The sequence below is a fragment of the Albimonas marina genome (assembly GCF_029223255.1).
GTDB lineage: Bacteria > Pseudomonadota > Alphaproteobacteria > Rhodobacterales > Rhodobacteraceae > Albimonas.
This window is the reverse complement of record NZ_JARHUC010000001.1, coordinates 465,193-489,613: the sequence shown is the minus strand read 5'-3', so window position 1 is coordinate 489,613 and position 24,421 is coordinate 465,193. Positions and strand designations below refer to the sequence as shown.

The window sequence follows — 24,421 nt, the reverse complement described above, 5'->3', positions numbered from 1 at the left end:
TGCAGGCCGCGGCGGACGCGGAGCGGGCTCCTGTCGCAGGCCCGGGCCTTCACGCGAAGGTCAGGCCATGGCAGGAAACCGCTTCGGACCGGAGCGGAAGCTGCGGCGCCGGCGCGTCCCGACCCCCGGGGCGACGGCGCGGACTAGAGGATTTGGCGACGCGGCCGCGCCCCTGGAACGCGCCGCGCTGACGGACGATGCGATGATGCGAAGCCTGCCTGACGAAGCGCTTCTGGCGGAATACGCCGCCGGCTCCCTGCCGGCGGGCCTGTCGCTGCTGGTCGCCTCTCAGCTCACCTTCAACCCCGAGGGCCGCCGCCGCGTGGCGGAGCTGGAGCGGCTGGGCGGCGCCCTGCTGGCCTCCGATCCCGCCGGCGCGGCCGAGGCCGCGGCCGCCCCCTCGCTCGAGGCGATGCTGGCCCGGCTCGACCGTGAAGGCCCGCGGGCGGAGGGCGCCAGGCCCGCCGCGGTGCCCCCGCCTGCGGACCCGGGCAACCCCTTCCCCGCCCCCCTGCGCGCCGTGCTGTCCCAGAGCGGGGTCGAGACCCCGCAGGACGTCGCCTGGAAGCGCCTGCTTCCCGGCCTCGCCGAGCACATCATCGAGGGCGTCGGCGACGAGCACGAGGAGGTCTCGCTGCTGCGGGCCCGCCCGGGCGCCCCGATCTTCGCCCACACCCACACCGGGGTCGAGACGACGCTGGTGCTGTGCGGGCTGATGGAGGATCGCGGCCGCACGCTGGGCCGCGGCGACGTGGCGATCGCCACGGATCACGACGATCACCGCCCCCGCATCGTCGGGGACGAAACCTGCATCTGCCTGGTGGTGATGACCGGCGAGATGCGTTTCACGGGTCGCCTGTCGCGGGTGCTGAACTACCTGTCCTGACGCTCCGCCCGCCCCGGCGCCCTTCCGAACGGAGGTCACCATGACCCGCCGACCCCTCCCGTGCGCCCCCCGGCGCGCGCCGACCGCCTGCGCCTTGTCGGCGCCCGACGCCCTCGCCCTCGCCGCGCCCGCCGAGGCCGCGATCGACCGCCGCGCCCTGCTGGCCGGGGGCCTCGCGACCGGCGCCGCGCTGGCCCTCGCCCGCCCGCTGCGCGCGGCCGAGAGCGCCTCGCGCCGCTTCGAGGTGCTGCGCGACGGCGCCTCGATCGGCGAGCAGACCACCACCGTCGCCCGCGCCGGCGAGGCGCTGGACGTGACCGTGCGGGTGCGCATCCTGGTCAAGGTCCTGGGCATCGGCGCCTACCGCTACGAGCTCGACAGCCAGGAGCGGTGGGAGGGCGGCCGCCTGGTCGCGCTCGACGGCCAGACCAACGACGACGGCGAGCGGCAGGTGGCCCGCGTGCGGCGCGAGGGGGGGCGGCTCGTCTCCTCCGGCGACTGGAGCGGGGAGCTGCCCGACGACGTCGCCACCACCACCTACTGGACCCCGGCCTTCCTGCAGCGCTCCACCTGGATCAGCACCCAGACCGGGCGGCCGCTGTCGGTGGCGGCCGCGCAGGCGGGGGCGGCGGAGATCCCCGGCCCCTCGGGTCCCCTGCCCGTGCGGCGCTGGCAGGTGTCGGGCGACATCGACCTGACGCTGTTCTACGACGACCGGGGCGAGTGGATGGGCAGCGCCTTCGACGCGGGCGGCGAGACGGCGCGGTTCCGCGCGCTGAGCGCGGCCCCGGCGCTGGCGCCCCTGTGGCCCTCGGCGTGAGGGCGCGATGAGCAACGTCTTCGACCAGGTGATGCGGCCGCAGGACGGGGTCGCGTGGATCACCGGCGCCTCGGGCGGCATCGGGCGGGCGCTGACGCTGGAGCTCGCCTCCCGCGGCTGGACGGTGCATGCCACCGCCCGCTCGGCCGAGAAGCTCGAGGCGCTGGCGGTCGTCGCGGGGCCGGGCCGGGTGATCCCGACGCCGGGGGACGTGACCGACCCCGAGGCGATGGCCCGCATCGTGGCGGAGATCGAGGCCGAGGGCCCGCTGGCGCTGGCGGTGCTGAACGCGGGCGTCTACCTGCCGATGCGCGCGCAGGAGTTCGACGCGGCCAAGGCCCGCAAGACCTTCGACGTGAACCTGGGCGGGGTGGTCAACGCGCTGGATCCGGCGATGAAGGCGATGATCGCGCGCGGCTCGGGGCACGTGGCGATCACCGCCTCGGTCGCGGGCTACGGCGGCCTGCCCCAGGCCGCGGCCTACTCGGCCACCAAGGCCGGGCTGATCGCGATGGCCGAGAGCCTGGCGCTGGACCTCATGGACCTCGGGGTGCGGATCTCGGTCATCAACCCCGGCTTCGTCGAGACCGAGGCGACCGCGGTCAACGCCTTCGAGATGCCGTTCCTGATGCAGCCGCAGGAGGCCGCGCAGCGGATCGCCGACGGGCTCGCCCGCCCGGGGTTCGAGATCGCCTTCCCCCGCCGCTTCACCTGGTTCCTGAGGCTGCTGAACCGCCTGCCCAACCAGCTCTATTTCAGGGCCTGGCGCCGCCTGACCGCCTGAGGGCCCGCTCGCCGCCCGCGCCGGAGGCGCCGCGTCGGGCCTTCCGCCCCTGCCCCGCGCGCGCCCGCGGCGCAGGGCGGGCGTCGCGCCGATGGCGACGGTCGCCAGCCGGCGCCCGGCCCGCCACGCGCCGCGGGCGGACCCGTCGCACGGGCGCGACGGCCGACGCGGCGCCTGCGCGGCGGGCCGGGCGGCCGCCCTCGGGCGGGGCGCGCGGCTGGGTTCAGTGGTCGGGGCGGTTCTTCTCGAAGGCGGCCTGCTTGTCGGGGCCGGCCTCGGTCTGGTGCCGGGCGCGCCACTCGTCGTAGGGCATGCCGTAGACGATCTCGCGGCCCTCGTCCTTCGACATCTCCAGCCCCCGCTCGGCGGCGGCCTCCTGGTACCAGCGGCTCAGGCAGTTTCGGCAGAAGCCGGCCAGGTTCATCAGGTCGATGTTCTGCACGTCCGTCCGCTCGCGCAGGTGATCGCGCAGGCGGCGGAAGGCGGCGGCCTCAAGCTCGGTGCGGGTGGCGTCGTCCATGGGATCCTCCATCCTCCGCGCGCGGGCCCCTGCGTCAGGGGCGGCGGCGCGGCCTCGACCCCCGATCTAGGCGCCCGCGCGCATCCGGTCCAGCGCCTGCTCGAGGATCGGGGCCAGGCGCTCGGCCCAGATCGCCTCGCCCTGCGCATCCGCGATCAGGTCGTTGCGCACCTCGATCAGGGCGTTGGGCAGGCCGCGGCAGGTGCCGTGGGTCCACATGCAGTCGCCCGAGAGCGCGCCGGTGTAGGGCTCGTTGTCGCCGATCACCAGGTCGGGCTCCTCGCGCAGGATCTCCATCAGCGGGATCGGCAGGCGCCCGTCGCGGTCCCACAGCACGCCCACGTGCCAGGGCCGGGGCGGGCGGCCGCGAAACTGCGGCGTGAACGAGTGCATCGAGATCAGCGCCGGGCGCACGCCCTGCGCCTCGGCCGCGTCGATCCGCGACCGGATCGCCTGGTGGTAGGGCCGGTGCCAGGCGTCGAGCCGCGCCTCGGTCTCGGCCGCGTCCACGCCCCGGTTCGCCGGGATCACCGAGCCGTCGTTGAGCTTCATGATCAGCGTCGGGTCGTCCTCGCCCCGGTTGGGGTCGATCACCAGCCGCGAGAAGGTCGACAGCACCGCCGGAACCCCCAGCCGCGCCGCCAGCCGCAGCGTCAGCCCCCGCGCGCCCACGTCGTAGGCGATGTGGCGGGCCATGTCCTCGGGCGGCAGGCCCAGGTCGCCCCCGTTCACCTCCGCCGGCACCGCGTTGGAGGCGTGGTCGCACAGCAGCAGCACCGAGGGATCGCCGTCGGGATTGACCAGCTCGAAGGCGGGCATGGAGGGCATGGGAACTCCGGTCCGGGGGAACGCCCGCGAGCATAGGCGCCCCGCCGCGGCTGGCAAGGGAAGCGCCGTCGCCCCCCTTGACCCGGCCGGGCGCGAGGCGTTCCCTCCCCCCCGAACCGGAGGCTTGCCATGACCGACCCCGATCCCCAGGACCCCGCCGCTTCCCGCCCCCGCTACGAGGACGAGACGGCCGAGCGCCTGGTCGCCCCCGCCGCCCTGCGCAACGCCGGCCCCATCGCCGGGATGCTGAAGGACGTCCTCGCCGGGGAGCGCGGCCCCCTGCTCGAGATTGGCTCCGGCCCCGGCCAGCACGCGGTCGCGGGGGCCGAGGCCCTGCCCGCGATGACCTGGATCCCGTCGGACCCCGATCCCCTGCACATCCGCTCGATCCGCGCCTGGCGCGAGCATGAGGGCCTGCCCAACCTCGCCGAGCCCATCCGCCTCGACGCGACCGAGGACTGGCCCGCCGCGCTCGCCCTCACCCACGGGCCGCTGCAGGCGGTGTTCTGCGCCAACGTGATCCATATCGCGCCGTGGCGGGTGGCCGAGGGCCTGTTCGCCGGCGCCGCCAGGGCGCTTGGCGAGGGCGGGCGCGCGATCCTCTACGGCCCGTTCCTGCTGGCCGAGGGCACCGCCCCCTCCAACCTCGCCTTCCACCGCACCTTGCAGGAGCGCGACCCCGCCTGGGGCGTGCGCCCGCTGGCGGACGTGGTGGCGCTGGCCGCCCTGCACGGGATGACGCTGGAGACGCGGATCGAGATGCCCGCCAACAACCTCGCCCTCGTCTTCCGCCGCTGACCCCTGGCGCTGGGGCGGCGCACAGGGCGAGGCGACCGCAGCGCGAGGCGGCCCCGGCGCGAGCCGCGCACAGGGCGGGGCGGCCGCAGCGCGAGGCGGCCCCGGCGCGAGGCGGCGCACAGGGCGAGGCGGCCCCGGGCGAGAGGGCGCCCCGGGCTCGACCCGGGGCCTCTCCCCGCCGGCCGGACGCGCCCGCCTCCGGCCCTCCTCGCGCCCTTTCGCCGGATGCCCAAGCCCGCCCGCAGGGCGCCTCCGTCCCCGCCTCCCCGCTCCGCGCCGTTCGCATGGGCTTGGCGCCGCGCGCGGGCGGGCGTAGCCTCCGCTCCATGACCGAGAGATCCTGGCACGACATGGGCGGCCTGCCCGCGGGGGAGATCGACCCCTCCCAGCACGACTTCGCCCTTTGGGAGAAGCGCGTCGACGCGTTGATGGTGCTCGCCACCTCCAACGGCATGTTCACCGTCGACGGCCTGCGCCGCGTGCTGGAGGACATGGGCCCCGAATCCTTCGAGACCATGACCTACTACGAGCGCTGGATCGAATCGGTGACCCGCAACCTCGTCGAGGCCGGCGCCTTCACGCCGACCGAGCTGGCGGCCAAGCTGGCCGAGGTGAAGGCCCGCGGAACCACCTACGGCGAGGCCTCGCTGGGGGCGTCCCCGGAGACGTCCGATGCCTGAGCGGGTCCGGGTCAAGGACTGGCGGCCCAAGGGCTTCCACCTGCGCACGCCCTGGTACCTGCGCGGCAAGACCGGCGTGATCGAGCGGCGCCTGGGCGAGTTCGGCAACCCCGAGCAGCTCGCCTACGGCCTGCCCGCCGAGAAGAAGCCCCTGCTGCGGGTGCGCTTCACCATGCGCGAGCTCTGGGGCGACGCCGCCGAGCGCCCCGACGACACGCTCGACGCCGAGATCTACGCCCACTGGCTGGAGCCGGTCGCGGACGCGGAGACGACCGATGCCCCATGACCACCACGACCACGATCACCCCCACCACAGCCACGAGGGGATGAGCCCCTCCGGCCACCCCTACCGCGCCGACCAGGACGCCCCCCTCACCGAGGCGCAGGCGCTGGAGATCGCGGTGCGCGAGCTGCTGGTCGAGAAGGGGATCTTCACCGAGGCCCAGATCGCCGAGGCCATCGCCAAGATGGACGCCCGCTCCCCCGCCATGGGCGCGAAGGTGGTGGCGCGCGCCTGGGTGGACCCGGAGTACAAGGCCCGCCTGCTCGCCGACGGCTCCGCCGCCTCGCGCGAGCTCGGCGCCGACATCGACGCGCTGAAGCTGGTGGTGGTCGAGAACGACGCGGCCACCCACAACGTCATCGTCTGCACGCTGTGCTCGTGCTACCCGCGCACCCTGCTGGGCCTGCCGCCGGACTGGTACAAGCAGCGCGCCTACCGCTCCCGCGTGGTGATCGAGCCGCGCCGGGTGCTGTCGGAGTTCGGCCTCGACCTGCCCGACGAGGTGGCGGTGCGGGTCCACGACTCCACCGCCGACATGCGCTACCTGGTGCTCCCCGCCCGCCCCGCCGGGACCGAGGGCTGGTCCGAGGAGCGGCTGGCCGCGCTGGTCGATCGCGACTGCATGATCGGCGTGGCCGTGCCGCGCCTGCCGGACGGCCCCGGCGCGGGCGCCGCCGCGCGATGACCCGCCCTCGGACGCCCCTGCCCCGACGGCTCCCGATCCGGACGCCGCCCGCAAGATGACCGCTTCCGCAGGCTCGGGAGCCGATGCGCCCGGCTCCGAGCTGCGCGGCATCCTCCTCTACATCGGCGCGCTCGTCTTCTTCTCCACCATGGACGTGGTGGCCAAGTGGCTGGTCGAGCGTCACGACCCGGTGATGGTCGTCTGGGCGCGCTACGCCAGCCAGGCCTTCTGGACGGTGGTGCTGCTGGCCCCGCGCATGGGCCGGGTGATCCGCACCTCCCAGCCGGGGCTGCAGGTGATCCGCGCGGTGATGCCCTTCGGCGCCACCATGTGCTTCTTCACCGCCCTGCAGACCATGCAGATCGCCGAGGCGGTGGCGATCTTCGAGGTCGCCCCCCTGTTCATGACCATCCTCGCCTTCTTCCTGCTGAAGGAGAAGGTCGGCCCCCGCCGCTGGACCGGGGTCGCGATCGGCTTCGTGGGCGCGATGATCATCATCCGCCCCGGCACGGACGTGTTCACGCCGGCGATGATCCTGCCGCTGGCCTCGGCCTTCTGCTACGCCTCCTACGCCATCGCCACCCGCTGGATGGGCCAGTCCGAAAGCCCGTGGACCGCGTTCTTCTACACCGCCATGGGCGGCGCCCTGCTGGCGAGCCTGGTGGTCCCCTTCCACTGGTCCACGCCCTCGTGGCAGGACGGGATCGTGATGGGCCTGTTCGGCGTGATCGGAGGGTGCGGACACATGCTGATGATCCTGGCGCTGCGCCGCGCCTCGGCCTCGACCATCGCGCCGATCAGCTACCTGGGCCTGGTGTTCTCGGCGATCTGGGGCCTGGTCGTCTTCGGCCAGTTCCCCGACGGCTGGACGGTGGTGGGCGCGGTCGTGGTCGTCGGCGCCGGCCTCTACGTGTGGTGGCGCGAGCGGGTGCGCGCCGGGCAGGCGTCATGAGCCGGGCGGCGGGCCGTCCGCGCTCCTGGCCCCGCCGGATCCTCGACCGGATCGAGATGGCGGGCGCGCGGCTGCTGCAGGCGACGTCGCTCGCTCTGCCGGGCGAGGGCTGGGCGCAGGCCGCGGGCCGGGTCGTCGGGCCGCTGTGGCCGGGGCTGGTGAAGCGGGTCGCCGCGAACCTCGCGCTGGTGCGCCCCGGGGCCGACCGCGCCGAGGCCCGCCGCCTGACCGCCGAGGTCTGCGGCCACTTCGCCCGCGCGGCGGCGGAATACCTCGACCTCGAGCGCATCGCCGCCGACCCCGACCGCGTGGCGATCGAGGACGCCGCCCCCCTGCGCGCCGCCCTCGCCTCGGGCCGCGGCGTGGTGCTGGTCACCGCCCATTTCGGCAACTGGGAATCGATCCGCCTCGCGGTGCGGCGCGCCTCGGCGGAGCTGGAGGCGGGGCCGGACGGGACGCCCGGCGCCGGACGCGACTGCGCGCTGATCTACCGGGCCTTCAACAATCCGCTGTTCGACGCCTGGTCGCAGAAGATGATCGCCCATGCCGGGACGCCGGTGCTGCACAAGGGGCGGGACGGGACCCGGACGCTGCTGCGCCACGTGGCGCGCAAGGGCGTGGCGCTGATCCTGGTCGACCAGCGCCAGACCGGCTCGCCCCTGATCCCCTTCCTGGGCCATGAGGCGGAGACGGCGCTGGCCGCCGCCGAGCTCGCCCTGCGCTTCGACGCCGCCCTGATCCCCGCCCGCGGCCTGCGCCTGCCCGACGGCCGCTTCTCGGTGCTGTTCGAGCCGGAGATCCCCCGCTCCGACGCCGAGACGATGATGGCCGAGGTCAACGCGCGCCTCGGCGCCTGGGTCGAGCGCTGGCCCGAGCAGTGGTTCTGGCTGCACCGCCGCTGGAAGACCCGTCCGCGGGGCGAGCGCATCCGCGCCGCCCGCGGGGAGACCGGCTGAGGGCCTCGCGCCCTGGGCAAGGCGATCCGCCCCGTCCGCGACGCGCCCTGCCTCCGCCTTCCCCGACCTTCGCCCTCGCGGCGCACGCCGCACGTCGGCCCTCCTGTTCTGCGAAACACCTCGGCGAGGCGCCTGTCCGACCCGACGCGACGGCGGGACCCGGCCGCGAAGGCGGCGGCGCCCTGCGGGGCTCGGCGCGAAGATCGGCCCTCGCGCGCCCTGAGCGGACGGCCGCGCCCTTGAAAACAAACGGTCTACAGGCGCCCTGCGGGCGGGCTTGGCTGCGTCGCGCCCCGGTCGCGCGTCGCGCCCGGGCGCCGGCGCTCAGCGCTCCAGGCGGGCGGCGGCCAGCACTGGACCGACGTAGCCCTGCTGGAGGATCACCGCGACGCCCGCCCCCGGCGCGTCGCCCGAGGGGGCCGGGGCCGCGTAGACCGCCTCGCCCGAGCCGTCCCAGCGGCCGAGCTTCATCCAGCTGCGCGCCACGTTGCGGTAGGCGACCTCGCGGCCCGCGTTCTCGCCCTTGGGGATCATGATCGGCTCGGGGTTGTGGAAGGTCACGAACCACAGGACCCCCGCCGGCGCGTCGGCGACCAGCGGCCGGACGCGGACCTCCAGCCCCTCGCCCAGCTCGCGGATGCGGATCTCGGCCGGGCGCGGGCGGCCGGCGGCCGCGGCCACCGCCGCCAGCACCTTGTCGCGATGAGAGCCGACCATGCGCGCGTCGCCCTGCACGATCATCTGCGGCGTGTAGACCGAGCGCGCGCCCGCCGCCTCGCCATAGGCCACCTGGCGCTTGGTGAAGGCGGGCATCGCGAAGGCGTCCTTCCAGCCCAGGTAGTCCCAGTAGTCGACATGCAGCGACAGGGCGAGCACGTCAGGCCGGGCGGCGAGCTCGGCCAGCAGCTCGTCCGCCGGCGGGCAGGAGGAGCAGCCCTGCGAGGTGAACAGCTCCACCACCGTCAGCGGCGCGGCGGCGTCCGCGTCCTGCGCCGGCGCCATGCCCGGCGCCGCGATCAGCCCGGCCAGCGCCAGCCCGCCGAAGGCCGCCGCGAGCGCGCGCGGCGCCCGCAGGACCCGGCCCACGCCTCCGCGGAGGGCGGCGACGAGGCGGACGGGACGGGGGGGACGGGCGCGCATGCGGAACCTCCGGTGGGACACGGACGTGACCGTAGCCCTGCCGGTGGAGAGCGGCGAGTCAAGCCTGCGAGAGGGCCCGCGACCGCCGCGGGGCGGTTCGGCAGGAGGAGCGGGCGCCGCCCCGGTCCCGCCGCTCGGCCGGAGGCCCGCATGCCCGCGCGGCCCGAACGACGCGCCGCCCCGCCTTCAGTCGCCGCGCAGCCCGCCCGCGGTCGCCCGCCCCGAAGCGGCGGGCGCGCCTGGAACAACGGCCAGCTTCATCGCCGCAGGACGGGGTCGAGGGCGTCGGAGCGTCGCCGACATGCGCTTCGCCGCACCCTCACGCGTCGCGGATCCGACGCGCGCGCCCTGCCCTGATCTGGCGCTCGATATGAAGAACACGCGCTCCGAACAGCGGCCGGCTTCGTCGCCACAAGGCGAAAACGAGGACGTCGGGACGATGGCCCGCGGTCGACGAATTGCGCCACCTCGCAGAGCGGCCCCGTCGCGCGCGTCTCGCCGGATCGTCGCGCTGGCGCTGCCCGGTCCTCAAGCTCGAGACGGAGACGGAATTGGCTCCGCGCCGTTCGTCACGTCGACGTTCGAGGGGGACGTGCCGCCCGCCCGGTGCAGGCGCATCCAAGCCGGTCGAGCCTCCCGCCTTCACCGGGCATCGCCGTCGCGAGGCTGATGGAAGCGCCCGAAGCCCGGACGCTCCCTCGACGATGCCTCCGCGACGATGCCGTGGCCGACGCGCGGTCGATGCGCCGCCGCGCTTGTCTTCGGCCTCGGTCGCCGGCCGGATTCTCTGCGCGGACCTCGGGACCGAAGGCGCCGCCGCGACGTCTCCGGCCGCGGCGCGGGTGCGCCGGGCGGGCGCGAAGGATCCCGCCGGGCGCCTTGGGGAGCCGCCGGCGCGGCGTCAGTGCAGCACGATTTCGTGGTTTCGGTATCGCACCTCGCGCGCGCCCAGCAGGCGGGCGTGTGACAGGCGGACGGAGTGGAGGGGGCCGTCCAGTTCTCGCGTCCAGAACTCGAGGAAATTCCTCAGGCGCGGGAAGTCCGGGGCGAGGTCGTAGTCCTGCCAGAGGTAGCTCTGCAGCACGGACCGCGCGTCGGGCATGCGGTAGTAGATCTCGGCGGTGGCGAGCGACCAGCCCTCGAGCTGGCGGCGGAAGTCGGGATCGACCTGTGGGGTCATGGCGTCTCCTGCGTCGGCGTCTCCTTCAATGACTTGCGCCGGGGCTCCGGCGTGCGTCGCGGCACGGGCCCGGAGGGGGCGGTGTCGTCATCCTGTCATCGACCGCGGCGCGCGATCCAGAAAATTATGTTCCGCAACGAACCTGTTCGCGTCCTCGACGCACCTGCCGGCCCGCGCCGGGACCGCCGCCGCCCCTACGGTCGGCGAGCGGCGCGAGCCAGCGCCTGCTCCCGATCTCGCCGCCGCGCTTCGAGGGCGTCAGGACGATGCGCCCGGAGGCACGCGTCGGGTCGGCCTGTCGCCAACAGGCCGCGCGCCTCGCCAGGTCTTCCGCCGCGCGATCCCGCCTAGGACGCTCGAGCACGGTCGCACCTCGCCGGAACGACCGACCCAGGCTAGCGCCGGCGCCGGTCAGGCGGCGCGGCGATCGGCGCGGGTCTCGAACACGAAGCGGCCGACCAGGTCGGAAAGCTCGGCGATCTCGCCGCGCAGCTGGCGCACGGCGGAGGCGGCGCGCTCGGCGGCGGCGGCGTTCTCCTGCGTGGCGCCGTCGAGCTGGCTGACCGCGGCGTTGACCTCCGAGACGCCCTGCGACTGCTCCCGCCCCGCGGTGGCGATGGCGCCGATCACCCGGGCGAGGTCGTCGATCCCGCCGGTGATCTGGCCCAGCGATTCGCCCGTCCGCTGCACCAGGCGCACGCCCTCGCCGACGTGCTCGGCGCTTTCCTGGATCAGGCCGGCGATGTCCTTGGCGGCGTCGGAGCTGCGCTGGGCGAGGGTGCGCACCTCGGCCGCGACGACGGCGAAGCCCTTGCCGGCCTCCCCCGCCCGCGCGGCCTCGACCGCGGCGTTCAGGGCCAGCAGGTTGGTCTGGAAGGCGATCGCGTCGATCACCGAGATGATGTCCGAGATCCGCGAGGAGCTCTCCTCGATCCGGCCCACGGCGGCGACGGCTTCGCGGGCCGCGCCCTCGCCCGTGGCGGTGCGGCGGGTGATCTCGGAGGCGAGCTGCTCCGCCTCCCCCAGCCGCTCGGCGGAGCTGGCGACGGTCGAGGAGATCTCCTCCATCGTGGCGGCGGTCTCCTCCAGCGAGGCGGCCTGGCTCTCGGCCCGGCCGGCCACCGCGTCGGCGCTGCGCTCGATGTCGTCGGAGGCGTCGCGCGCCCGGCCGACCGCCGAGGTGATGCCCGAGGCGAGCTCCGCCAGCTGCGCCGAGGTCTGGCGCAGGCCCGTCTGCAGGCGGCCGAAGCGGCCCACGCGCGCCGTCTCCCGCGCGGCGGTCAGGTCGCCGCGGGCCAGCGCGTCGAGCCGGGTCTCGAGCTCGTCGAAGACCTGGCCGAGCTCTTCGTAGAGGCGGTTCAGCCCGTCGGCGAGGCGGCTCAGCACCGGCTCCTCGATCCGTTCGGAGATGCGGCCGGAGAAGTCGCCCTTCACGCCCTGGCCGACCATTTCGCCGAACAGGCGGTCCATCATCGCGGCGGTGCGCTCGCGCCGCGCGGCGGCGTCGGCCTCGACCCGCTGACGCTCCTCCTGCGCGGCGCGGGCGGCGTCGGCCTCCTGCCGGGCGAGGGCCTGGTCGCGCCGGGCCGCGGCGTCGAGGCGGATCTGCTCCTGCCCGATCACCGCCAGCAGCGCGGCTTCCAGCACCACGATCCAGGCGTGCAGCAGGGTGCGGCCCAGGTCGGCGCCGCCGGGATAGAGCAGCGCGGGCATGGCGAAGGTCAGCGTCAGGTGATGGACCGCGATGGCGGCGACGGCGACCAGCAGCGCGGTCAGGTCGGTCAACGCGCCCACGAAGGCGAGGACCGCGAAGAAGTACATGTGGGTGTCGACCTGCCAGGGGTGACCGGCGAAGCCGCCCGAGAACAGCGCGCACTGGCCGATCAGCGCCACGGCGACCGCCACGCGGCCGGCGCGCGGATCGGCGCGCATGACGCCCTCCGTCAGCAGGCAGAGCAGGACCGACAGGCCCGCGACCCACAGGACCGGGCCGCCGATCGTGAGCATGATCGCCGCCATCACCGGCGGGTGCATCCAGTTGAACCAGCCCAGCGCCCGCGCGGTGCGGCGACGGCTTTCGGCGAGCCCCCCCTCGGCGCCGAGGAAGGGCATCGGGAACGGGGCGCCGCCGGAGGCGGCCGCGGCTGTGGATCGGGTCATCCGGCGGCTCCGCAGAACTGGGCGAGGCGGCGGCCGTCGAGGACGAACCACGCCCCCGCGGCCAGCAGCCTCTGAGGAAAGTCGGGGCCGGCGCCCGTCGCGAGCGCGGCCATCGGCGCGCGGATCGGGGAGACCTCCCGCCCCTGCGCGCGCAGGACGAGCGCGTCGACGTCGACCCAGGGCGGCGCGACGGCGAGCACCGGCGCGCCGGGCGTCCGCGGATCGGCCGCGCCCACAAGGGCGGCGGTCGGCCCGCCCAGCCCCGCGATCAGCCCCAGCGCCAGCAGCCCCGCCCGGGCGGCGGCGCGGGCGCGCGGCGAGACGGGCGGCTCGCCCCCGGGATCGAGGGGCGCGACGGCGGCGGGCCGTCCGCGAAGCGGATCGGAAGAGGGGGCGACTCGGGGCATCGTCACGTCCGGTTCGGTTTCGCCCCGTCTTCGCCGCGGCAGGTGAAGAAGGCCCTAACGCGGCGGCGAAACCGACCCTCCCGCGTCCGCCCCCAAGCCGGAGGCGGCCCCGCCCGAACCCGCGACGGCGACGGGGACGCAGGGCGGGGCGGCCGGCGCCGCGCAGCGGCGGCGCCGGGGCGCCCACGTCCCCCCCCCGGAACGCGAGAAGGGCCGCCCCCTTGCGGAGGCGGCCCCTCTCAGGCCGTCAGGCGGATCGGATCAGGCCGCGCGGGCCAGGTTGCGCAGCACGTAGTGCAGCACGCCGCCGTTCTCGACGTATTCGATCTCGACCTCGGTATCGATCCGGCACAGCAGATCGACGTCCACGGTCGTGCCGTCCGCCTTGGTGATCTTCGCCGTCACCGTCTGGCGCGGCTTCACCGAGGTCAGGCCGGGGATCGACACCGTCTCCTCGCCGGTCAGGCCCAGGCTCTCGCGGGTCTGGCCGCCGGTGAACTCGAACGGGATCACGCCCATGCCGACCAGGTTCGAGCGGTGGATGCGCTCGAAGCTCTCGGCGATGACCGCCTTCACGCCCAGCAGGGCCGTGCCCTTCGCCGCCCAGTCGCGCGACGAGCCGGTGCCGTACTCCTTGCCCGCGATGACCACGAGCGGCACGCCCTTCTCCTCCCACGCCATCGCGGCGTCGTAGATCGAGGTCGTCTCGCCGTCGGGGCCCTTGGTGTAGCCGCCCTCGACGCCCGGAACCATCTCGTTGCGGATGCGGATGTTGGCGAAGGTGCCGCGCATCATGACCTCATGGTTCCCGCGGCGCGAGCCGTAGGAGTTGAAGTCGCGCACCGGAACCTGGTGGTCGAGCAGGTACTTGCCCGCCGGGTGGTCCGACTTGAACGAGCCCGCGGGCGAGATGTGGTCGGTGGTCACCGAGTCGCCGAGCACCGCGAGGATCTTGGCCCCCTCGATGTCCTCGATCTTGCCGGGCTCCATCCCCATGCCCTTGAAGTAGGGCGGGTTCTGCACGTAGGTCGAGGCGGCCGGCCAGGTGTAGGTCTCGCCCTCCGCGGTCTCGATCTCCTGCCACTTCTCGTCGCCCTTGAAGACGTCGGCATACTTGGACTGGAAGGCCGAGCGGGTGACGGTCTTCTCCACCAAGTCGGCGATCTCCTTGGCGGTCGGCCAGATGTCCTTGAGGAACACCTCCTTGCCGTCCTTGGAGACCCCGATCGGGTCCTTGGTGATGTCGATGTTCATGTCGCCGGCGATGGCGTAGGCCACGACCAGCGGCGGCGAGGCCAGGTAGTTCGCCCGCACGTCGGGGTTCACGCGGCCCTCGAAGTTGCGGTTGCCCGACAGCACCGAGGCGACCACCAGGTCGGCGTCGTTCACCGCCTTGGAGATCTTCTCCGGCAGCGGGCCCGAGTTGCCGATGCAGGTGGTGCAGCCGTAGCCGACCAGGTTGAAGCCCAGCGCGTCCAGGTCGTCCTGCACGCCCGCGGCCTCGAGATACTCGGTCACCACCTGGGAGCCCGGCGCCAGCGAGGTCTTCACCCACGGCTTGCGGGTCAGGCCCAGGGCGTTGGCCTTCTGCGCCACCAGCCCGGCCCCGATCATCACGTAGGGGTTCGAGGTGTTGGTGCACGACGTGATCGCGGCGATCACGACGGAGCCGTCGTGGATCTCGAAGTCCTCGCCCTCGACCTTGGCCCAGTTGTCGGCGCCGCCGGGACGGCCGGGCACGTGGTCGGGCTTGGGCTGGCCGCCCTCGGCCGCCCAGCGCTCCTTCTCCTCGTCGGAGGCCTTGGAGGCGCGGTACTCCTTGGAGACCTTGTCGAACTCCGGCGCGGCCTGGCTCAGCGGCACCCGGTCCTGGGGACGCTTCGGACCGGCGAGCGAGGGCTCGACCGTCGACAGGTCCAGCTCGAGGGTCGAGGTGTAGACCGGGTCGTAGTTCTCGTCGCGCCAGAAGCCGTTGGCCTTGGCGTACTGCTCGACCAGCTTGATGCGGCTCTCGTCGCGGCCGGAGACCTGCAGGTAGCGCAGGGTCTCGTCGTCGATCGGGAAGAAGCCGCAGGTCGCGCCGTACTCGGGCGCCATGTTGGCGATGGTGGCGCGGTCGGCGAGCGGCAGGTGCTCGAGGCCCGAGCCGTAGAACTCGACGAACTTGTTCACCACGCCGTGCTTGCGCAGCATCTGGGTGACGGTCAGCACCAGGTCGGTGGCGGTGACGCCTTCCTTGATCGCGCCGGTCAGCTTGAAGCCCACGACCTCGGGGATCAGCATCGACACGGGCTGGCCCAGCATCGCGGCCTCGGCCTCGATGCCGCCCACGCCCCAGCCGAGCACGGCGAGGCCGTTGACCATGGTGGTGTGGCTGTCGGTGCCGACCAGCGTGTCCGGGTAGGCCACTTCCTTGCCGGCCTGGTCCTTGTCGGTCCAGACGGTCTGGGCGAGGTACTCGAGGTTCACCTGGTGGCAGATGCCGGTCCCCGGCGGCACGACGCGGAAGTTGTCGAACGCGCCCTGGCCCCACTTGAGGAACTCGTAGCGCTCGCCGTTGCGCTCGTACTCGCGGTCAACGTTCATCTGGAAGGCGCGGGCGTTGCCGAACTCGTCGACCATCACCGAGTGGTCGATGACCAGGTCGACCGGGTTCAGCGGGTTGATCGCGTCGGCCTTGCCGCCCAGCGCGACCACGGCGTCGCGCATCGCGGCGAGGTCCACGACCGCGGGCACGCCGGTGAAGTCCTGCATCAGCACGCGGGCGGGACGGTAGGCGATCTCGCGCGGGTTCTTGCCGCCCTTCTCCGCCCACTCGGCGAAGGCCTTGATGTCGTCGACCGAGACGGTCTTGCCGTCCTCGAACCGCAGCATGTTCTCGAGCACCACCTTCAGCGCGGCGGGCAGCTTCGAGAAGTCGCCGAGGCCCGCCTCGGTGGCGGCGGGGATCGAGTAGTAGGCGATGGTCTGGCCGTCGACCTCGAGTTCGCGGCGGGCGCCCGCGGTGTCCTGTCCGACGATGATCGGCACGTTCGTCTCCTTTGACGCGGGCTGCGCGCGAAGACGTGTCCCTCGGCGGGCGGCATGGGGCCCGCAGGGCGCACGGTCGCTCGCAGCCGGGGCCTGGCAATCCGGCTTGGTGGAGACTCCTTACGCGCTTTCCCGCTGCATTGCAACGTCTGTATGCAATTGTATGCGAATGGCGGCGACGGCGCCCGCGCCCCGCCGCCGGGCGCCCCCCGCAGGGGCCGGAGCGGCCCGTCGCGCCCGCTGCGCGGACGCATCCGCCCCGCCCGGCCGTCCCCGTCGGGGCGGCGCCGCGCGCCTGGCCGAAGGCCCTGAAGGAAACATCCGCCGCTCCGCGAGACCCCGTCCGCCGGGCGGCCGGCGACTCGCCCCGGGCGCGGGGCGAAAGGCCCGTCGGAGGCGCCGCGACGGGGGCGCAGGGCGGGCCTGTCGCGACCGCGCAGCGGGCGCGCTGGGCCGCCCGCGCGCCGCCTCAGGCGGTCCGCCTCAGCATATCCGGGCTCAGCACATCCGGGCGCCGAGCGGCACCTCCTTGTCGGGGGCGATCAGCACCACGCCGGTCTCGTCGTAGGCGCCCAGCACCAGAACTTCGGAGCGCATCGGCCCGATCTGGCGCGCGGGGAAGTTCACCACGCCCATCACCATCCGCCCGACCAGGCTCTCGGGCGTGTAGTGCACGGTGAGCTGGGCCGAGCTCTTGCGCTCCCCGATCTCGGGGCCGAAGTCGACCCACAGCTTGATCGCGGGCTTGAGCGCCTCGGGGAAGGGCTCGGCGCGCACCACGCGGCCGGCGCGGATGTCGACCTTTAGGAAGTCGTCGAATCCGATCTCGGGGGCGAGGGGGTCTGGCTGGCTCGACATGGGCTCCTCCGGCGGCGGCTCCGCTCTGCGCCCGTCGTTGTGGCAGGCGGGGCCGTGGGGCTCAAGCCTCCGGCCCGCCGCGAGCGGGCGCCCCCCGGACGCAAAAAGGCCGCCCGCAGGGAGGTGCGGGCGGCCAGGATGCGGAGGGCGTCTCAGGGAGGGACGGACGCCGTCCGGCGAATGGTCTCGCGGGCGCGGGGCCCGCGGGCGATCAGGCCTTGGTGGCCGACATCGCCTTCAGCTCCTCGATCGACGCCTCGATGCGGGCGCGGAGGATCTCGAAAGCGTCGGTGTTGGCCTTCTGGGCGGTCTCGGCCAGCTCGTTGAGCGAGGCGAGGGCCTTCTCGTAGCCGGCCTTCATCAGCTCGACCTGGCGCTGGGCGCCCTCGGCCGACAGCTGGTCCATCTTCATCTCGGAGGCCTGGAGCTGCAGCGAGCCCATGGTCTCCTCGAACAGCGCGACCTGGCGCTTGAAGATCTCCTGGTAGCCGGCGGCGGCGGCCTTGTTGGCCTCGACCAGGGCTTCCATGTTCTTCTGCTGAACGGCCGACAGGGCCTGCAGGTCGATCATCGGCATGCGCGCCGTCTCGAAGAACTTGGTGAAGTCCGGGGTCTTGAACATCTCGGACATCTTCTCGGCATCGAAGCCATAGAACTTGTCGAACATCGGGGTCGCTCCTTCGCGGTTTCCTGCGCGTCTGGGCGCTGTCATCGCGCCCCTTGCATGACCCCCATATGGTGCAGCGCACAAAACAAGTCAAGGTTGTTGTGCACTGCACAAAGGGACCCGCGCAGGGCGTTCTCCGGCCCGGCGACGCGATTTTCCCGCCCCGCAGGCCCCCCGCGACGCCGCCTGACGCGCCCCTCGCGCTCTGGTTAATCAATAACTTCCCCAAGGTCACGCCGACCCGACGTCGCGCCCGCCCCGCCCCCGCGGGCCGGCGGGCGAGGCCGTCTCGCCCACGGATGCGCCCAGGCGCCGCAGGGGAAACGATGCGGCGCGTGGACGGCGGTGCGGAATCGGTGAGCCGGCCGCGACTCGCCCGAACGAGTCGCCCAGCCGACTCGCCCCGTCCCCTCAGCCCGCCAGTTCGCGCGAGCGGGCGGCGGCGGCGGCGACGGCGCGGGTGGCGAGCTCGGTCAGCCCCTCGCCCTCGGCCATCAGCACCGAGAGCGCCGCGGCGGTGGTGCCCCCCGGCGAGGTGACGTTGACGCGAAGCTGCGCCGGGCTCTCGGGCGAGAGGCGCGCCAGCTCCCCCGCGCCCTGCACGGTCACCCGCGCGAGGCGCGCCGCCAGCTCCTGCGGCAGGCCCGCGGCGACGCCCGCGGCCTCCATCGCCTCGATCAGGTGAAAGACGTAGGCGGGGCCCGAGCCCGACAGGGCCGTCACCGCATCCATCTGCGATTCGTCCTCCAGCCGCACCGTCTCGCCCACCGCGGCCAGCAGCGTCTCGGCCGCCGCCATCTGCGCCTCCGAGACCTTGGCGTTGCCGATCAGCGCGGTGATCCCGCGCCCCACGGCGGCCGGCGTGTTGGGCATGGCGCGCACGATCGCCGCGTCCTCGCCGAACAGTTTCTCGAAGGCGGAAATGGGCGTGCCGGCGGCGATGGAGACGTAGAGCGCGCCCCCCGCGGCCAGGCCCGCCACCTTCGGCGCGGCCTCGCCCATCATCTGCGGCTTCACCGCCAGGATGCAGACGTCGGCCTCTCCCAGGCTTTCGGGGTTCAGCTTCAGCCCCTCGCCCGCCAGCGCCTTCAGCCGGTCCGAGGGGTTGGGGTCGATCACCGTGACCGAGGCCGGCGGCAGGCCCGAGGCCAGCCACCCCTCCAGCATCGCGCCCCCCATCTTGCCGCAGCCCAGCAGGGTGACCCCGCGGGGCGCGAGGGCGGTCAGGTCGGCGGTCGGCTTGGTCATGTCGGTCTCCCTCTCCGGCCGGGGCGCCCGGCCGGAAAGGTCGGTCGGCGGGGTCCGGTCAGGCGCGACCGTAGTTTCCGCTGATCGCGATTTCCAGTGCGTCCCCGGCCTCGGCCCCGCCCCAGCACACCAGCTGGAAGGCGGGATAGAACCGCTCCGAGTTCTCGATGGCCGCGCGCATCATCGCGTCGACCTGCCCGCCGGTGGCGCAGCCGCCGCCGGCCATCACCAGGCCGTAGCGGTAGACCATCAGCTTGTGCTCCGGCCACAGGCTGAAGGCGCCGCCCCACAGCTGGTCGTTCGCCTTGTCGAGCAGCTTGTAGAGCTCGGGCAGGCGGTCCGCCGGCGGGTCCATGTCGAAGGTCGACACCAGCCGCAGCATGTCGTCGTAGCCCGACCAGGCGAGGCTGACCGAATAGGTCCGCCAGGCGCCCTCGACGGCCATGGCGATCTGGTCATGCCCGACGCGGTCGAATTCCCAGTCGCGACGCTCGGCAAGCGTCTCGACCAGGTCGATCGGGTGCAGGTCTTCGGTGGAAAGATCGTGCTCGAGCGCGTCCATGCCTCCGGCCCCTCCGTTGTTAGAGCCCCTGCGAGGTGGCCCCCGCTAGGGGCTGAGAGGATGCGTCGTTATTGGGAGCCTGAGCGGCGTCCCTACGAAATATGGTGGAGCAATCGATTCCGCGGCGCCACACATTTTTTAGGAAATGGCGGTCAATTTCGCCGCGGCAAGTCGGAGCCGGCGGCGGGCGTCGCGCGGCGGCTGAACCGCGCCCGCCAGCTCGCCGGCGGGGCGCCGACGGCGCGGCGGAAGGCGGCGCGGAACGTCTCGGGCGAGGCGTAGCCGCAGCGCGCGGCGATCTCCTCCAGGCTCAGGTCCGTCGCCTCCAGCAGGTCGCGGGCGCGGGCCGCGCGCTCGCCCGCCAGCCAGTCGCGCGGGCTCAGCCCCGCGCCGTCGCGGAAGCGGCGCAGGAAGGTGCGTTCGGACATCGCCGCCTCCCGCGCCAGGTCGCCGACCGAGATCGGGCGGCCCAGGTTCTCCCGCGCCCAGTCCATCGCGCGGGCCACGCCGCGGCCGGGGCGCACGGGCACCGGGGCCGGCACGTACTGCGCCTGCCCGCCCTGCCGGTGCGGCGGCGCCACCAGCCGCCGGGCGACGGCGTTGGCGACCTCGCCCCCGTGGTCGCGCCGCACCAGGTGCAGGCAGGCGTCGATCCCGGCCGAGGAGCCGGCGGACGAGATGATCTCCCCCTCGTCGACGTAGAGCACGTCCTCCTGCGCGATCACCTGCGGATGCAGGCGGCGCAGCACCGGCAGGTGGCGCCAGTGGGTGGTGGCGCGCCGCCCGTCCAGCAGCCCCGCCGCCGCCAGGATGAAGACGCCGGAGCAGATCGAGACCAGCCGCGCCCCCCGGGCATGGGCGGCGCGGATCGCGTCGAGCAGCGCCTCGGGCGGCCGCTCCTCCCGGTCCCGCCAGCCGGGCAGGACGATGGTCCGCGCGCGGGCGAGGACCGAGAGGTCGCCGTCCGCCTCCACCGTGATTCCGCCCGTGGCGCGCACCCGAGGCCCGTCGGCCGAGGCGACGGCGAAGGAGTACCAGGGGAAGTCGAACTCCGGCCGGTCGAGCGCGAAGACCTCGACCGCAACGCCGAACTCGAAGGTGCACAGGCCGTCGTAGACGAGGACGGCGACGAGGTCGTCGGGATCCAGGGGCATTGGCGGATTCTGCCCGAACCCTGGCGGTTCCGCCAGTTCCCTCTGCGCCCCGCGCAGGGCATATCCCCTCGAGACCCGCCGCGATCCGCGGCCCGGACAGCCGCAAGGAGCCCGCCATGAGCCACCCCGCCGCCCCCGCTCCCTCGGCGGTCGCCGCCGTTCCCGCCGCCCCCTCCGACCGGGCGCTGGCGCATTTCGAGGCGATGCTGGCCTTCGAGACCGACTGCTGGGACGTCCACGCCTCCCATGCCGCGGGCGCGCGGGACTTCGTGCTGCTCGACGTGCGCGGCCCCGAGCTCTTCGCCCGCGGCCACGTGCCCGGCGCGCTGAACCTGCCCCACGGCAAGATCACCGAGCGGCGCATGGCCGAGTGGCCGGACGGCACGCTGTTCGTCGTCTATTGCGCGGGCCCCCACTGCAACGGCGCGGACAAGGCGGCGGTGCGCCTGGCGCGGCTGGGGCGGCCGGTGAAGCGGATGATCGGCGGGGTCGCGGGCTGGCTGGACGAGGGCTTCGCGCTCGTCAACTGATGCGCGGTTGGGCTGCGACGTGGAACTGAAACCCGCACGCGCAGCATGAAAACCGGTCTGCTTCATTCGCGCGCAAACGTGAATCGCGAATCCGTGCCCCATTTCCGCCTCAGTTTGACCCGAAGGGAAACTTGCGTCGACGGGCGCCTAGGGGGGCTCTCGTCACGCGGCGCACCGGCCGGCAGCGGAAACCGCGCCGCCGGGCGTCGGGCGATCGCCGGCGCGGCCTCTTTTGGGGTGGGCGCCCCGGATCTGATCGCAGGTCCGCCTCTCTTCGACGGCTGGGGAGTCTGGAAGAGAGGCGGACCACCCATCTTCCTCGCACGAGGCGAAACGCAAGCGGGCGGCCTGGTCTCCAGGCCGCCCGTCGCGTTTTTCCGGTCGAAACCCGGCCTCAGGCGGCCTGCGGCGCGCCCCGCACGATGCGGCCGTCCACGATGTGGATCCCGCACTCGGTCTTGTCCGACCCGCGCCAGCGCCCGGCCCGCGGATCCTCGCCCGGGCGCACCTTGGTGGTGCAGGGGGCGCAGCCCAGCGAGGGGAAGCCCTCGGCCACCATCGGGTGACGCGGCAGCTCGTGGGCGTCCATGTACTCGCCGATGCGCTTGGCGTCCCAGTCGGCCAGCGGGTTCAGCTTGATGCGGCCCGCGGCGTCCACCTCGAACAGCTCCAGGTTGGCGCGGTCGGCGGTCTGGAACCGCTTGCGGCCGGTCACCCAGGCCTGGAACGGGGCCAGCGCCCGCTCCAGCGGCCGGGTCTTGCGCAGGTCGCAGCAGGCGTCGGCGTCCGGGCCGTGCAGCGTGCCCTCGGGGTCCTCGGCCTTCACCTCGGCCACCTCGGGACGCACCAGGCGCACGCCGGTCAGGCCCAGGTGCTCGGCCAGGTTCTGCTGGTAGGCGAGCGTCGCCGGAAACAGCATGCCGGTCTCGAGGAACAGCACCGGCAGGGACTTGTCGACCTGGCTGACCATGTGCAGCAGCGCCGCCGACTCCGCCCCGAAGGAGCTGACCAGGGCGAGCCCGCCCGGGAACTCCTTGTGGGCGGCCGCCCACAGCACGTCCTGCGCCTCGGCCCCGCGGTACTTGGCGTTCAGCCGCGCGGCCATCTGCTCGGGCGTCTCCGCCGCGCCGCCTTCGCGCTTGCGCGCCTCGCCCCGCGCCGCCCGGCGCGCCTCGAAGATCGAGACGGCGCCGCGGCGCAGGCCCGACTGGTAGGTCAGCGAGACGGAATCCCGCGCCTCCGCCCAGTCTTCCTCGGGCTGGCGGGCGGCCATCGCCTCGGGGATCTCGATCGTGTCGAAGCCCACCGCCAGCAGCATCGGGTACTGGTCGGCGATCACCGGGCCCGAGGCGCGCAGCTCGCCCCGGAAGCCGAAGCCCCTGAGCCGCCGCGCGATCGAGAAGCCCCGGCCGTCCGCGAACGAGGGGAAGGCGACCGAGACCAGGCTCAGCCGCGGCAGGAAATTGCCCAGCGTCCGGGCGTCGGTGTCGTTGGACACGTGCACGCCCACCGCGCCGGCGGCCTCGGGGAAGCCCTCCTCGCGCAGACGCTCGAGCGGGACGATGACTTTCGCGCCCCGGGGCGCCACCTGGCCGTCGGAAAGGCGGACCCACAGGTCCGGCGTCAGGCCGTTCGCATCACGCAGCGGCATAGATCGCCTCCTTGAAAGCCGGCATTCCGGCGCGGCGGTAGGTCTGGAGGAACGTCTCCCCCGGCTCGCGGATCTCGAGATACCGATCCACCAGCTTCTCGATCACGTCCGGCACCTCCTCGAAGGCGAAGCCCGGACCCGTGCGCGTCCCGATGGCCGCGTCCTCGCCGGGCGCGCCGCCCAGCGTGATCTGGTAGGATTCCACCCCCGCCTTATCGAGACCCAGGATCCCGATATGGCCCACGTGGTGGTGGCCGCAGGCGTTGATGCAGCCCGAGATCTTGATGGCCAGCGGCCCGATCTCGCGCTGGCGGTCCTCGTCGGCGAAGCGCTCCGAGATCGCCTGCGCCACGGGGATCGACCGCGCCGTCGCCAGCGCGCAGTAGTCGAGGCCCGGGCAAGCGATGATGTCGGTCACCAGCCCGAGGTTCGCCGCGTGCAGCCCCTGCGTCTTCAGCAGGTTGTAGAGGGACGGCAGCTCGTCCTTCTTCACATGCGCCAGCACCACGTTCTGTTCGTGGGTGATGCGCAGCTCGCCGAGCGAGAAGCGGTCGGCGGCGTCGGCCATCACCCGCATCTGCTCGGCCGTCGCGTCGCCCGGGGCGCCGCCGATCGGCTTGAGCGAGATCACGACCGAGGCGTAGCCCGCCGCCTTGTGCGGGTGGGTGTTGGTCTCGGCCCAGCGCGCGAAGGCGGGGTCGAGCTTCTTGGCGGCCTCGAGGCGCTTGGACTCCTCGGGCAGCGTCTCCCAAGCCGGCGCCGCGAAATAGGCGGCGATGCGGTCGATCTCCTCCTGGTCGGGGGCGATCACCTCGCGGTCCATGCGGGCGAACTCTTCCTCGACCTCTTTCGCATAGGCCTCGGCGCCCATCTCGTGGACCAGGATCTTGATGCGGGCCTTGTACTTGTTGTCCCGGCGGCCGTGCAGGTTGTAGACGCGCAGCGCCGCCTCCAGCCAGGGCAGGAGGTCCCGGCGGGGGAGGAAGTCGCGGATCACCGGCGCGATCATGGGCGTGCGGCCCTGGCCGCCGCCGACGAACATGCGGTAGCCGACCTCGCCCGCCGCGTTCTTCACGATCTGGATGCCGATGTCGTGCACGCGGATGGCCGCGCGGTCGGTCTCGGCGCCCGTGACGGCGATCTTGAACTTGCGGCCCAGGAAGGTGAATTCCGGGTGCAGGGTCGACCACTGGCGAATGAGCTCGCAGGTCGGGCGCGGATCCTCGATCTCGTCCGCGGCGGCGCCGGCGAACGGGTCCGAGGTGGTGTTGCGGATGCAGTTGCCCGAGGTCTGGATGGCGTGCATCTCGACGTCCGCCAGGTGCTGGAGGATGTCGGGCACGTCGGCCAGCTTCGGCCAGTTGTACTGGATGTTCTGCCGGGTGGTGAAATGCCCGTAGCCGCGGTCATAGCGCTCGGCGATCATCGCCAGCGCGCGCATCTGGTCGGCCGACAGCGTGCCGTAGGGGATCGCGACCCGCAGCATGTAGGCGTGAAGCTGCAGGTAAAGGCCGTTCATCAGGCGCAGGGGACGGAACTCGTCCTCCTTCAGCGCGCCGGACAGGCGGCGCGCCACCTGGCCCCGGAACTGGGCCACGCGCTCGTTCACGATCTGCGCGTCGAATTCGTCGTAACGGTACAT

Annotated in this window: 24 protein-coding genes; 10 read left to right on the top strand and 14 right to left on the bottom strand. The window is 73.5% G+C overall.

The features are described 5' to 3' along the window. Positions 1-202: 202 nt before the first annotated feature. From P2H44_RS02120 to P2H44_RS02110, 3 genes are read left to right on the top strand one after another with little or no spacing between them, the layout of a single operon-like run. Positions 203-886 carry a ChrR family anti-sigma-E factor gene (locus tag P2H44_RS02120; RefSeq protein ID WP_275761763.1) on the top strand — a complete coding sequence of 228 codons (684 nt, stop codon included), beginning with the start codon at positions 203-205 and terminating at the stop codon, positions 884-886. Between the two features lie 40 nt (positions 887-926). Then, the gene (locus tag P2H44_RS02115) at positions 927-1,706 is read left to right on the top strand and encodes a DUF6134 family protein (protein WP_275761762.1); all 780 of its coding nucleotides are present in this window, start codon (positions 927-929) and stop codon (positions 1,704-1,706) included. Positions 1,707-1,713: 7 nt separating this feature from the next. After that, positions 1,714-2,490: an SDR family NAD(P)-dependent oxidoreductase gene (locus tag P2H44_RS02110; RefSeq protein WP_275761761.1), complete on the top strand. Its 777-nt coding sequence runs from the start codon at positions 1,714-1,716 to the stop codon at positions 2,488-2,490. A 223-nt stretch (positions 2,491-2,713) separates the two neighbouring features. Here P2H44_RS02110 and P2H44_RS02105 read toward each other — a convergent pair whose 3' ends face one another. Continuing rightward, complete coding sequence (locus P2H44_RS02105; protein ID WP_275761760.1) at positions 2,714-3,010, bottom strand: DUF1244 domain-containing protein; 297 nt, start codon at positions 3,008-3,010, stop codon at positions 2,714-2,716. A gap of 66 nt (positions 3,011-3,076) precedes the next feature. Next, entirely contained in the window at positions 3,077-3,829 is a 753-nt protein-coding gene (locus tag P2H44_RS02100) for an N-formylglutamate amidohydrolase (RefSeq protein WP_275762092.1), read from the bottom strand. A 138-nt stretch (positions 3,830-3,967) separates the two neighbouring features. Here P2H44_RS02100 and P2H44_RS02095 point away from each other — a divergent pair, with 138 nt between their 5' ends. The 6 genes from P2H44_RS02095 (at position 3,968) to P2H44_RS02070 (ending at position 8,192) form a co-directional block, all read left to right on the top strand. Further along, a complete protein-coding gene (locus P2H44_RS02095; RefSeq protein WP_275761759.1) occupies positions 3,968-4,636 on the top strand; it encodes a DUF938 domain-containing protein in 669 nt (222 codons plus the stop codon). Positions 4,637-4,962: 326 nt separating this feature from the next. Next, entirely contained in the window at positions 4,963-5,316 is a 354-nt protein-coding gene (locus tag P2H44_RS02090) for an SH3-like domain-containing protein (protein ID WP_275761758.1), read from the top strand. Next, positions 5,309-5,602, top strand: coding sequence for an SH3-like domain-containing protein (locus P2H44_RS02085; RefSeq protein ID WP_275761757.1), 294 nt, complete (start codon positions 5,309-5,311; stop codon positions 5,600-5,602). The genes P2H44_RS02090 and P2H44_RS02085 overlap by 8 nt, the downstream gene beginning before the upstream one ends. Further along, positions 5,592-6,284 (top strand): nitrile hydratase subunit alpha, encoded by a 693-nt coding sequence (nthA, locus tag P2H44_RS02080; protein ID WP_275761756.1) that lies wholly within the window; start codon positions 5,592-5,594, stop codon positions 6,282-6,284. Before P2H44_RS02085 ends, nthA begins: the two co-directional genes overlap by 11 nt. A gap of 55 nt (positions 6,285-6,339) precedes the next feature. Continuing rightward, a complete protein-coding gene (locus tag P2H44_RS02075; protein ID WP_275761755.1) occupies positions 6,340-7,236 on the top strand; it encodes a DMT family transporter in 897 nt (298 codons plus the stop codon). Then, positions 7,233-8,192 (top strand): lysophospholipid acyltransferase family protein, encoded by a 960-nt coding sequence (locus P2H44_RS02070; protein ID WP_275761754.1) that lies wholly within the window; start codon positions 7,233-7,235, stop codon positions 8,190-8,192. The genes P2H44_RS02075 and P2H44_RS02070 overlap by 4 nt, the downstream gene beginning before the upstream one ends. 324 nt (positions 8,193-8,516) lie before the next feature. Here P2H44_RS02070 and P2H44_RS02065 read toward each other — a convergent pair whose 3' ends face one another. The 10 genes from P2H44_RS02065 to ftrA form a co-directional block, all read right to left on the bottom strand. Next, positions 8,517-9,332, bottom strand: coding sequence for a DUF1223 domain-containing protein (locus P2H44_RS02065; RefSeq protein WP_275761753.1), 816 nt, complete (start codon positions 9,330-9,332; stop codon positions 8,517-8,519). Between the two features lie 901 nt (positions 9,333-10,233). Beyond that, positions 10,234-10,512 carry an usg protein gene (locus P2H44_RS02060; RefSeq protein WP_275761752.1) on the bottom strand — a complete coding sequence of 93 codons (279 nt, stop codon included), beginning with the start codon at positions 10,510-10,512 and terminating at the stop codon, positions 10,234-10,236. A gap of 411 nt (positions 10,513-10,923) precedes the next feature. Then, the gene (locus tag P2H44_RS02055) at positions 10,924-12,672 is read right to left on the bottom strand and encodes a methyl-accepting chemotaxis protein (RefSeq protein WP_275761751.1); all 1,749 of its coding nucleotides are present in this window, start codon (positions 12,670-12,672) and stop codon (positions 10,924-10,926) included. Continuing rightward, positions 12,669-13,079: a hypothetical protein gene (locus tag P2H44_RS02050; RefSeq protein ID WP_275761750.1), complete on the bottom strand. Its 411-nt coding sequence runs from the start codon at positions 13,077-13,079 to the stop codon at positions 12,669-12,671. The genes P2H44_RS02055 and P2H44_RS02050 overlap by 4 nt, the downstream gene beginning before the upstream one ends. Before the next feature lie 261 nt (positions 13,080-13,340). After that, positions 13,341-16,109, bottom strand: coding sequence for an aconitate hydratase AcnA (gene acnA, locus P2H44_RS02045; RefSeq protein WP_275761749.1), 2,769 nt, complete (start codon positions 16,107-16,109; stop codon positions 13,341-13,343). Positions 16,110-16,607: 498 nt separating this feature from the next. Beyond that, complete coding sequence (locus tag P2H44_RS02040; RefSeq protein WP_275761748.1) at positions 16,608-16,967, bottom strand: tRNA-binding protein; 360 nt, start codon at positions 16,965-16,967, stop codon at positions 16,608-16,610. Positions 16,968-17,178: 211 nt separating this feature from the next. Next, positions 17,179-17,634, bottom strand: a complete 456-nt coding sequence (phaP, locus tag P2H44_RS02035) for a TIGR01841 family phasin (protein WP_275761747.1) — start codon at positions 17,632-17,634, stop codon at positions 17,179-17,181. A gap of 411 nt (positions 17,635-18,045) precedes the next feature. Further along, on the bottom strand, positions 18,046-18,882 hold the full coding sequence (gene proC / locus P2H44_RS02030) for a pyrroline-5-carboxylate reductase (RefSeq protein ID WP_275761746.1): 837 nt from the start codon (positions 18,880-18,882) through the stop codon (positions 18,046-18,048). Positions 18,883-18,940: 58 nt separating this feature from the next. After that, a complete protein-coding gene (locus P2H44_RS02025) occupies positions 18,941-19,444 on the bottom strand; it encodes a type III secretion system chaperone family protein (RefSeq protein ID WP_275761745.1) in 504 nt (167 codons plus the stop codon). Positions 19,445-19,596: 152 nt separating this feature from the next. Further along, entirely contained in the window at positions 19,597-20,598 is a 1,002-nt protein-coding gene (gene ftrA / locus P2H44_RS02020) for a transcriptional regulator FtrA (RefSeq protein ID WP_275761744.1), read from the bottom strand. Between the two features lie 116 nt (positions 20,599-20,714). On the opposite strand from ftrA, the gene P2H44_RS02015 reads away from it, so the two are divergent. Further along, entirely contained in the window at positions 20,715-21,128 is a 414-nt protein-coding gene (locus P2H44_RS02015; RefSeq protein WP_275761742.1) for a rhodanese-like domain-containing protein, read from the top strand. A 394-nt stretch (positions 21,129-21,522) separates the two neighbouring features. On the opposite strand, the gene P2H44_RS25535 is transcribed toward P2H44_RS02015, so the two are convergent. Together P2H44_RS25535 and P2H44_RS02000 are read right to left on the bottom strand one after the other, a co-directional pair. After that, entirely contained in the window at positions 21,523-22,779 is a 1,257-nt protein-coding gene (locus P2H44_RS25535) for a phosphoadenylyl-sulfate reductase (RefSeq protein WP_462976246.1), read from the bottom strand. Continuing rightward, entirely contained in the window at positions 22,766-24,421 is a 1,656-nt protein-coding gene (locus P2H44_RS02000; protein ID WP_275761741.1) for a nitrite/sulfite reductase, read from the bottom strand. The genes P2H44_RS25535 and P2H44_RS02000 overlap by 14 nt, the downstream gene beginning before the upstream one ends.